Here is a 4,703-nt window from a genome sequence, read left to right as displayed (position 1 = left end):
AAGCACATGATGTTTTACTATGTATTCAAATGGGGAAAACTTTAAATGATCCAGGAAGAATGAAATTTGGTTCAGATGAGTTTTATCTAAAATCTAGGGATGAAATGGAAGAATTATTCCCATATGCCATAGAAGCCCTTGATAATACTGTTGAAATTGCAGAAAGATGTAATGTAGAATTTGATTTTAATACGATACATTTACCTAACTATGAAGTACCAGAGGGGTATACTACATCTAAGTATTTAGAAGAATTGTGTTACAAGGGACTATATGAAAGATACGAAAATCCAAGCGAAGAAATTCTTGAAAGACTTAAATATGAATTAGGTGTTATCAACAAAATGGGGTATGTTGAGTACTTCTTGATAACATGGGACTTTATAAATTTTGCAAAAGAAAACAACATAATGGTTGGGCCAGGACGTGGTAGTGCGGCAGGTTCAATTGTTGCTTATACGCTTAGAATAACCGATATAGACCCTATAAAATATAATTTGTTATTTGAAAGATTCTTAAATCCAGAGCGTGTGTCCATGCCGGACATAGATGTGGATTTTTGCTATGAAAGAAGAGAAGAAGTTATAGATTATGTTAAGCGAAAATATGGAGAAGATCATGTTGCGCAGATAATTACATTTGGTACTATGGGAGCTAAATTAGCTATTAGAGATGTGGGTAGGGTCTTAGATATACCTTACAACAAAGTAGATAAAATAGCTAAAGAAATTCCTAACTCATTAGGAATGACAATCGACAAAGCTTTAGAAACAAATCCTAATTTAAAAGAAATGTACGAGCAAGACCAAGAGACAAAAACTATAATAAATATATCAAAAGAATTAGAGGGAATGTTGAGACATGCATCTACTCATGCAGCAGGTGTAGTTATATCTAAAAAGCCTATTGATGAATATGTTCCACTATACAAACATCAGGATGCAATAAGTACACAATTTACAATGACAACTTTAGAAGAGTTAGGACTTCTCAAAATGGACTTTTTAGGACTTAGAACATTGACAGTTATAAGAGATGCACTTGATTTAATTGAAAAAAATCACAATATTAAAATAGATTTTTCGAAAATGGACTACGACGATCCAAAGGTTTTTGAACTGCTTTCTTCAGGAAATACCTTGGGAGTGTTCCAGCTGGAAAGTGCAGGAATGAGATCGTTTATGAAACAATTGAAACCTAGTAATTTCGAAGATATAGTAGCAGGAATATCTTTATACAGACCAGGTCCTATGGATTCTATACCGACATATATAGAAAATAAACATAATCCAGATAAAATAACATATATACACGAAAAACTAAAGCCTATAATGGAGGTAACATACGGTTGTCTGATATACCAAGAGCAAGTTATGGAAGTCGTTAGAGAGCTAGGTGGATACAGCTATGGACGAAGTGACCTAGTTAGAAGAGCCATGGGTAAAAAGAAAATGGATGTAATGGAGGAAGAAAGACAGTATTTTATACATGGTAAGACAGATGAAGATGGTAATATAGAAATAGCAGGATGTGTAAGAAATGGCGTGGATGAAAATATAGCAAATCAAATATTTGATGATATGATAGACTTCGCTAAATACGCATTTAATAAGTCGCATGCCGCCGCGTACGGTGTTATATCTTATGAAACAGCTTATTTAAAGGCTTATTATCCAGTTGAATTTATGGCAGCTCTAATTACAAGTGTAATGGGAAATACAGACAAAGTAGTTGAGTACATTAGAGAGTGTAACGCTTTAAATATAAATGTATTAAAACCAGATATTAACAAGAGTTTCGCAAAATTCTCTGTTGAAGATAACAATATAAGATTTGGGCTTGCAGCTGTAAAAAATGTAGGTGTAAATGTAATTAATAATATAGTTATAGAAAGAGAAGAAAATGGCGAATTTACAGATTTTGTCAATTTAATCAAAAGATTGGATAATAAAGATATAAATAAAAGAGTAATTGAAAGTTTAATTAAATGTGGTGGATTTGATGAAATGGGATACAATAGAGCTAGTTTACTTATGGGATATGAAAAAGTACTAGAAAGTGTATCTCTAGAAAGAAAGAAAAATGTCCGCGGACAAATTTCATTGTTTGATGGTTTTGGAGAAAGTGAAGAATTAAATAAATTTGAAAATGAAATAAATTCTATTCCAAATATAGAAGAATATGACGAAAGAGAAAAATTAGCTTTAGAAAAAGAAGTTCTAGGAATGTATGTTACTGGACATCCTCTTTCTGAATATGAAGAAGAATTAAATAAAAAAACATCTATAAATACTAGAAAATTAAAAGAGCTAAAAGAAGATATGGATAAATTCTTAGCTATGGATCAGCAAAATGTAATAATTGGTGGTATGATTTCTCAAAAAAGAATACAAACTACTAAGAGAAACGAAATAATGGCTTTCTTAGAAATTGAGGACTTATATGGTTCTATAGAGATAATTGTATTTCCAAAAATATTAAAACAATATAATACTATTGTAAATGAAGAAAATATAGTTTATATTAAAGGAAGATTGAATATACAAGAAGATAATGCTAAAATAATTGCTGAAGAAATAAAAGACATAAATGATAAAACTCCTTTTACACAAACTACTAAAAAGGTGTATAATAAACAAGAAGATAAACAAGGGGAAAAATTATTTATAAAGATAGATGATATAAATGATAGACAAAAACTCGAAAAAATAGAAAAAATTTTAAAATTTTACCCAGGAAAAGAACCAGTATTTTTATGTACAACTGTTCCAAAAAAGAAGTATAAATGGAATGGTACTGTAGCTATTTCTAAGATTTTAATTGACAATCTAGAGGAAATACTAGATAAAACTTGCATTAAGGTTGTTAAATAAAAAATATTAATATAAAATACAGGAAAATATAACATATATAGTGACAAAAATTTTATAAAAATATGGTATAATATCGTAGTATATAAATGGGTAAGTTTTTTTTAATTAATATGGGATAAAAAATAAATATAGGGACAAAAAAAGTCCTAGTCAAAATATTTAGGAGGTATGTGATGAAAACTATAGGAATATTAACAAGTGGTGGAGATGCTCCAGGAATGAACGCTGCAATCAGAGCTGTTGTAAGATCTGCAATATACTATGGTTGTAAGGTATATGGTATTAATAGAGGATATAAAGGATTAATAGAAGACGATGTAAAAGAAATGAATTTATCATCTGTAGGTGATATTATCCATAGAGGTGGAACAATATTAAAATCTTCAAGATGTGAAGAATTTAAAACAGAAGAAGGAAGAAAAATAGCTGTTAAGGTTCTTAAAAAATATGGAATAGAATGTCTAGTTGTAATAGGTGGGGATGGTTCATTTAATGGAGCACTTAAATTAAGTGAATTAGGATTCCCTGCAATAGGAATACCAGGAACAATAGATAATGACTTAGCATATACAGATTATACAATAGGATATTACACAGCTATAGAAACTGTAATCGATGCTATAGGTAAAATAAGAGATACCTCTTCTTCTCATGAAAGAGTGAACATAGTTGAAGTTATGGGAAGACATTGTGGAGATTTAGCTTTATTCTCAGGTCTTGCAGGTGGAGCTGAATCAATAATTTTACCAGAACAACCAGAAAGCATAGAAGCAATATGCGACAGACTAGAAACTACTAAAAAGAGAGGTAAAAAACACAGCATAATTGTTTTAGCAGAAGGTGTTGGAAACGCTCATGAAATAGGTAAACAAATAGCAGAAAAAACAGGAGCTGATTTAAGAGTAACAGTACTTGGACATGTTCAAAGAGGTGGAAGCCCAACTGCATTTGACCGTATATTAGCAAGTAAATTAGGTGTAAGAGCAGTAGAATTATTATTAGATGGAAAATCTGCCAGAGTAGTTGGAATAAAAGACGACAAAGTTATAGATATGGACATACATGAAGCTTTAGCTATGAAGAAAGATTTTGACAAATATATTTATAAAATGACACAAATACTATCTATATAGTTTTAATTTATATAATAATTTATGTAATACAATTTAGGAGGACAATATGTTAAAAAACGCAAAGAAAACTAAAATAGTATGTACATTAGGACCTGCTTCTGATAGTGAAGAGGTATTAACTCAATTAGTACAAAATGGTCTTAATGTATGTAGATTTAACTTTTCTCATGGTAGCCATGAAGAACAAAAAGCTAGAATGGATACTGCAAAAAAAGTAAGAGAAAAATTAAATCTTCCAATAGCACTATTATTAGATACTAAAGGACCTGAAATAAGAACAGGAAATTTTGCAGATCCAGAAGTTCTTTTAGAACAAGGAAGCCAATTCATAATAACTATGGATGAAGTATTAGGTACAAAAGAAAAATGTACTGTAAGCTACAAAGGATTAATCAATGATGTAAAAGTAGGAGATACTATACTTATAGATGACGGTCTTGTTGGATTAAGAGTAACTGAGATAAAAGACCAAGATATAATATGTGTAGTTGAAAACTCAGGTATAGTTAAAAATCACAAAGGTGTAAACTTACCAGGAGTAAAAATAAACTTACCAGCTTTAACAGAAAAAGACATAAGCGATATAGAATTTGGTATAGAACAAGGAATAGATTTTATAGCTGCATCTTTTGTTAGAAAAGCATCTGACGTATTAGCTATAAGAGAAATCTTAGAAAATAACAATGCTACACATATA

Annotated in this window: 3 protein-coding genes; all 3 read left to right on the top strand. The window is 30.2% G+C overall.

Features of this window, described 5'->3' with window-relative positions:
- Positions 1-2,873 (top strand): DNA polymerase III subunit alpha (locus SPD90_RS04980; RefSeq protein WP_320924498.1); only part of this gene is annotated, 2,873 nt, incomplete at its 5' end.
- 173 nt (positions 2,874-3,046) lie between these two features.
- The gene (pfkA, locus tag SPD90_RS04975; protein ID WP_320924497.1) at positions 3,047-4,006 is read left to right on the top strand and encodes a 6-phosphofructokinase; all 960 of its coding nucleotides are present in this window, start codon (positions 3,047-3,049) and stop codon (positions 4,004-4,006) included.
- A 46-nt stretch (positions 4,007-4,052) separates the two neighbouring features.
- Positions 4,053-4,703: pyruvate kinase (locus SPD90_RS04970; RefSeq protein WP_320924496.1), on the top strand; the 651-nt coding region annotated here is incomplete at its 3' end.

The organism is Intestinibacter sp., assembly GCF_034113885.1.
Classification (GTDB): Bacteria; Bacillota; Clostridia; order Peptostreptococcales; family Peptostreptococcaceae; genus Intestinibacter.
This window is presented reverse-complemented; position numbering and strand designations above follow the sequence as displayed.